Consider the following 5,587-nt stretch of genomic DNA (forward strand, 5'->3'; position numbering starts at 1 on the left):
GCCTAAATGCGGCAGCTGTATTATTGAAGACTTGTGTGAGTTTAAAGAAAAAACAGAATAACCTCGAATAACTCTGTTTTGGGTATTTTTAAAGTAAGACAGCTAATTAATTAGCTGTCTGTCGAGTCTATATTATTTATAAATTGCGCCATATTTACTAAACGCTCACCGACAATAAATGCAATGGTGCGTTTAACCCAAGGCGCTTTAATATTTGTGTAGTTTAGTTTAGCTAAGACGCAGCTTGTAATTATTAAAAGTAGAAGCGATGACACGCTGTAAATCCAAACCATGTGTTGCTCTAGGTGTGCATACAAGTCAATTTCAAATAGCACATCAAAGCCAATAAACACATAAGCCATATAAAAAGGTGCAGACATAAGCAACAACTTAGTTAGTTGTAATTTATGTGAGCAAAGGCGGTAAACGTCTTTTTGAAGTTGGCTAATTGGCTTTGCATAATCAACGTTAGCAATATGCACTATTTGGCCGATATTACCTGCAAGGCCAGCAATGGAAAATACACTCAGTATCAACGCAGATATTGAAGGCGCTGAAACACTAAAATTATTTGCAATATACTGCCCCAATAAAACAATAATAAAAAAGAAGGCTGCGCTTTCAATAATACGTGCCCACTTCATAGTATTAAGCTCTTTCATTTGTTTATTCACTTTTGTTTCGCTCAGCAGTGATTGGTTTATTGTAATGGCCGATTCGTTAACACTATTTTGCTGCTGCCATGTGTTTTTAATGTTATCTAAATTCATATTAAGCCCCCTGTTTTTCAAATTGATTTTTTAGTGTTTCTTTAATGCGGCCAATTCGCGTAGCGACGTTGGTTTTACTTATGCCTAAACTCGTCGCTATGCTTTGATGGGGTTCGCCTTCTAAATACAGCAATACTATGGCTTTATTTAACTTATCGAGCTTTGCTATAAATTCATAAAGCTGCTTAACCTCTTCGCTTTTATCATTGTGCGCTGTTAGGTCGGCTATGTGCACAATGCACTGCTCACTTTCATTGGCTTTATCTTCTCGTTTACTGTCTTTGCGGTAATATGAAATCGCCACATTCAGTGCTATTCGGTACATCCACGTAGAAAATTTATAGTCTTTGTCGTAATTATCATAAGCAAGCCACATGGTGGTGAGTATTTCTTGCGCTAGGTCTTGCCTGTCGTGTTGGTTTTGACAGTACGAGTTAACAACTTTATAAATAATGCCTTTATGCTGCTCCATTGTTTGAGTAAACAGTGCTTTTTTATTGGTGTTCATTTACGCATAAATCCATCATCTAAATTAATCTCATCACGTATTTGGCTCATCACAGTTTTATTGTGTTTAAGTGCTAATGCATCTGTTTTTAAAAGTAATAAAGTGCGGCGCTTTGGCTAATGCAACATAGCCTGTACACATTTATATAATCATTTTAGCTGCACGATAGTACTCACATAGTCGTCTTATCTAGTTATTCGCAGTATCGCTGAAATAATCACAACTATTAAAAAATAATTATTGGAGGGAGTAATAAGCTAAGTATAAGAGCAAAGCGAGGTGTTAGCTCTTTTTTCTGCCTACTATTAAAAGGGGACTCCTAGTTAAAAGATTTTTTTAATATAGCAATAGTTAATATTATTGTATCTCTGGTTATCAAATATGACTCAGGCTAACGGTGGTAAAAAACATACAATCTGCTATTAATAGTGAATAATAATTTAAGGAGGTTTCTGCGTTAGCGCTGTAAGAAACCACATAACTTCAAGGATGTATTTTGCAAAGTAATCATTCAAAATTTCAGCCAAATAAGTGGTCATTATTAAATTTAGCTGTTGTGCTTATACTGGCGGGTGCATTTTATTATTTGGGTCAATTTTCTGTATTTCATTCGATTCTTTTAAGCCTAATTTGTTTTATTTCATTTTTAACCTTATTAATTTTAAAGCGTTGGAAAGCATATATTAACTATTTAAAAGCAATAGGAGATGAGATAGAGCGAGACAGATTTCACTTAGGTGAACACATAGTATCGATGGTTCCTTACATGAACTTACAAATAACAGTTCATGCACGTATGGATGAATCAGCTTTATTAATCAAAAAAGCAAATTGTTATATTTCAATTAATTTAAAAGATATTTGCTCATTTGAGCCAACTGAATATTTCGGACGGCCAATCGCGAAAGTAATTTTGGCCGATAATAAAAACTTAACTCCTGCACTCTATGTACCTTGGTCTGAAGAAATGGCGCTAACTCAAAGTAAAGCTCATGGGTAAACGCCTTTGTTTGCTTATCACGCCTTAAAGGTATTAAGCGTTACACTCTAAGGCGATACTAAGATTTATAGCGGTTTAACTCTGATACTAAGTGCGTACTTTTAAATACCACCAAATTAAAGGCGCGAGTATTACTAATTCAATACCCACATTCAGCCACTGTTTTGCTACCGAGCCATCTAACATAATGCCAATAAGCCTTGCAATTAATAGTCCTACGAGTAACGATGACAGTGTTGCCGCTATAGTAGCTTGCCAAGGTACAAGCTGAAAATGAAATTGCAGCAATAAGCCAAAACCAATAAATAAACCCCACCAAATTCTGCGCTCTACGGCCTTAAAAATATCATTAGGAACTGGCTTATTGCTTATCAGCTCAGGGTTGGCAGCTAACACTATGCCAAAAATAATTAATACCGCACCAACAACCCTAAAAATGACTATATTATCCATGATCAATCCCTCAGGCTGGTTGTTTGATCAACTGTTTGAACAATCGATTGCTCAACAAGCTCCTGAGGTAACTCCTTTGCTTGGCTCCACTGCTTTGGCGATTGCCCATACATACGTTTAAATTCTCGGCTAAATTGTGATGAGCTAACATAGCCTACCGACATGGCCGCCGAACTTACGTTCATACCCGCTGCAATTTTCATCGCGGCGGTATTTAAGCGCATAGATTTAACAAATTGAATCGGCGACATACTGGTCGCATCCTTAAATTTTCGATGCAAAACTGCCCTACTTACGCCAATTTTTGCTGCCATATCGTCTATGGTTATGCTCTCATCTAATCGAGATGCCAAATAATCAATTGAGCGTGCTATGTCGTTTCCTACGCCAAAGGCTTGGTGCACACTACTACCTGCCTGTCCGTTTAATATGGCGTAATATAATTCTCGCAGTCGCCCTTCACCTAAAACCGCAATATCTACAGGGTTGCCTACAAGTTGCAGCAATCGTAGTAATGAATCGGTAAATGAGTCATCCCATGCTGCGAGTGTAAGCCCTTGCGTTTTGGGGCCTGATGCGTGTTTTTTTACACCTTGTGCAGCCATGGTAATAGATAATTCGGTCATCACTTTTGTATCTAGCGATACAATAACGCCTAGCAAGGGGTTCTCAGGTGAAGCCGTGGGTGTACCCGCTTCTACCGGCATAGACATAGGGCAGCACATATAATTATTTTCATCGTATATAAAATGCTTACCATCGAGTATGGCTTCTTTAGCGCCACTGACTATAGCAACAATACACGGCTCGTATACCGCAGGTGCACAGCGCATAGCCTGCGTTACTTTAAACAACTGAACACCTTTAATACCCGTTTCTATTAGTCCTTGGGCATAATTTTCATCGTTGTTTACATCGTTAAAAGACAGGCTATTTTGTATAAGTTGCTTAATGTGGTGTTTGCTCACTCACCCATACCCTTTAAATAGTGAATAATTCTAATCTAGCATCGTAGATACACATTCTCAATGCAGCGATACAAATAGGCATATTTTAAAGAGGATATCGCCTAGTTACACCTAGTAGCGAGAGTTATATTACCTAACAAGCAATGTGGAACAATGCGCATAGCCCTGTACTGCATATTTATACTTATATTGATAGGAATTTAACTAATGAGCGCAACTACCCCATTTGGCCCTTCTGGCTGGACTCCCGACCAACTCAGTTCTTTAGTTGGTAAATGCTATCTAATAACGGGAGCAAATACAGGCGCAGGCTTTGAAGCAACCCGACTATTACTCGCTAAAGGCGCAAAAGTAGTTATGCTCAATCGTAACCCTTTAAAATCAGATGAAGCTATTGCTAAGTTAAAACAGGAGTTTGGCAATAGTACCGATGTGAGCTTTATAAAAATGGACCTAGCAGAGCTTGCATCAGTACGCCATGCAGCCAACGAGGTATTACAAGCTGTGCCACACATAGATGCACTTATTTGTAACGGCGCTATTGCGCAGGTCGCGACTCAGCAATTTACTAAAGACGGCTTTGAAAGTCAGTTAGGGGTTAACCACTATGGGCACTTTTTACTGTGTGGTTTGCTATTTAATAAAATAGAGCAATCTAGCGGGCGTATTGTTGTAGTGGCCAGTGAAGGCTACAAAATGGGGCTTAAAACGATTCAATTTGATGACATGAATTGGAATAAAAACTACCACCCAAATAAGACCTACTGCCACAGTAAACTTGCACAAATGATGTTTGCTTATGAGCTGCAAAATAAAATAGCCGCTGCCAATAAAAATGTGCAGGTGTTTGTGTGTCACCCAGGTGCAGCTAATACCTCTCTTATTGGCGATAATGTTAACTTTGCAACCCGATTTACCTGGTCACTAATAGTAAAAATGGGCTTAGCGCAATCGGCAGAGCAAGGTGCATATCCTGAGGTTATGTGTGCCACCGAGCATAACCTAAAACAACGTGCGTATTATGGCCCATCAGGAAGATGGAATTGGAGCGGCCCCGTAGGAATATGCAAACTTGAGCCGTTTGCTTTAGATCAGCCTGTACTTAGCAAATTATGGGCGGTTACTGAGCAGCACACTGCTTTTAAATGGACAATATAATTACTAATAGCGAACGTGTGTAGGGTGTAAAAGTAATGAAAAAACCATTAGTAATCGGCCTAATACTTTTACTTTTCCTAACCGGCTGTAAAAGTACCAATAATCCTCCTGTGCAGTATAAACCTAATGATGAGCTGGTAGTACTTGCCCATGGATTAGGCAGAAGCGATTGAGCAATGCGATATTTTGCCCAACAGCTTAACGTGCTCATTATAAAGTATGCAGCCTAAATTACGCCTCTTTAGGGCAAAGTATTGAGGCTGTATTTACGCAAACAACCACACAAATTAATGCCTGTATTGCTAACGCGAGTAAAGTACATTTTGTAGGCCACTCCCTAGGTGGCTTAGTTATTAGAGCCTACTTGCAAAATAACCCTCGGGTATTTAATGGTAATACACTTGGAAATGTCGTGTTAATTGGCACGCCTAACAAAGGCAGTGAATTAGCTAATCATTTAAATGGTTCATGGCTAATGCATATAGCCGGCGGTGTAAGTCAATCTTTAATTACAGGCAGTAAGAGTTTGGGCAACACCATAAATGAGCTGGACATTAATTTAGGCGTAATAGCCGGTACTAAAGCATCCACCCTGACACAGCATTATTTTAAAGGTAAAAACGATGGCTTGGTGTCTGTAGAATCAGCCAAACAGAGGACGTGTTGATTTTTGCGGATTGAAATTTGTTCAATCTAGGGGCGATCAAATCGCGGCGCGAGGTTTGTAACC

Annotated in this window: 7 protein-coding genes and 1 pseudogene; 4 read left to right on the forward strand and 4 right to left on the reverse strand. The window is 38.9% G+C overall.

Going from position 1 to position 5,587, the window contains the following annotated elements; translation table 11 throughout:
• Positions 1–61 (forward strand): annotated as a pseudogene (locus AN395_RS19705) (endonuclease III); the annotation flags it as partial.
• Between the two features lie 49 nt (positions 62–110).
• Here the strand turns inward: AN395_RS19705 and AN395_RS14580 are convergent.
• Both AN395_RS14580 and AN395_RS14585 read right to left on the reverse strand, forming a co-directional pair.
• On the reverse strand, positions 111–770 hold the full coding sequence (locus AN395_RS14580) for a hypothetical protein (protein ID WP_054983418.1): 660 nt from the start codon (positions 768–770) through the stop codon (positions 111–113).
• A 1-nt stretch (position 771) separates the two neighbouring features.
• Entirely contained in the window at positions 772–1,278 is a 507-nt protein-coding gene (locus AN395_RS14585; RefSeq protein WP_054983419.1) for an RNA polymerase sigma factor, read from the reverse strand.
• Positions 1,279–1,774: 496 nt separating this feature from the next.
• Here AN395_RS14585 and AN395_RS14590 point away from each other — a divergent pair, with 496 nt between their 5' ends.
• Positions 1,775–2,278, forward strand: coding sequence for a hypothetical protein (locus tag AN395_RS14590; RefSeq protein ID WP_054983420.1), 504 nt, complete (start codon positions 1,775–1,777; stop codon positions 2,276–2,278).
• Between the two features lie 87 nt (positions 2,279–2,365).
• On the opposite strand, the gene AN395_RS14595 is transcribed toward AN395_RS14590, so the two are convergent.
• Both AN395_RS14595 and AN395_RS14600 read right to left on the reverse strand, forming a co-directional pair.
• Complete coding sequence (locus AN395_RS14595) at positions 2,366–2,731, reverse strand: DUF4345 family protein (RefSeq protein WP_054983421.1); 366 nt, start codon at positions 2,729–2,731, stop codon at positions 2,366–2,368.
• Positions 2,732–2,733: 2 nt separating this feature from the next.
• Positions 2,734–3,699 (reverse strand): AraC family transcriptional regulator, encoded by a 966-nt coding sequence (locus AN395_RS14600; RefSeq protein ID WP_054983422.1) that lies wholly within the window; start codon positions 3,697–3,699, stop codon positions 2,734–2,736.
• Positions 3,700–3,906: 207 nt separating this feature from the next.
• On the opposite strand from AN395_RS14600, the gene AN395_RS14605 reads away from it, so the two are divergent.
• Positions 3,907–4,857 carry an SDR family oxidoreductase gene (locus AN395_RS14605; RefSeq protein ID WP_054983423.1) on the forward strand — a complete coding sequence of 317 codons (951 nt, stop codon included), beginning with the start codon at positions 3,907–3,909 and terminating at the stop codon, positions 4,855–4,857.
• Between the two features lie 298 nt (positions 4,858–5,155).
• On the forward strand, positions 5,156–5,524 hold the full coding sequence (locus tag AN395_RS19710) for a hypothetical protein (protein ID WP_235576585.1): 369 nt from the start codon (positions 5,156–5,158) through the stop codon (positions 5,522–5,524).
• The last annotated feature ends 63 nt before the right edge of the window (positions 5,525–5,587 follow it).

It is taken from the genome of Pseudoalteromonas sp. P1-30, from assembly GCF_001400005.1.
GTDB lineage: Bacteria > Pseudomonadota > Gammaproteobacteria > Enterobacterales > Alteromonadaceae > Pseudoalteromonas > Pseudoalteromonas atlantica.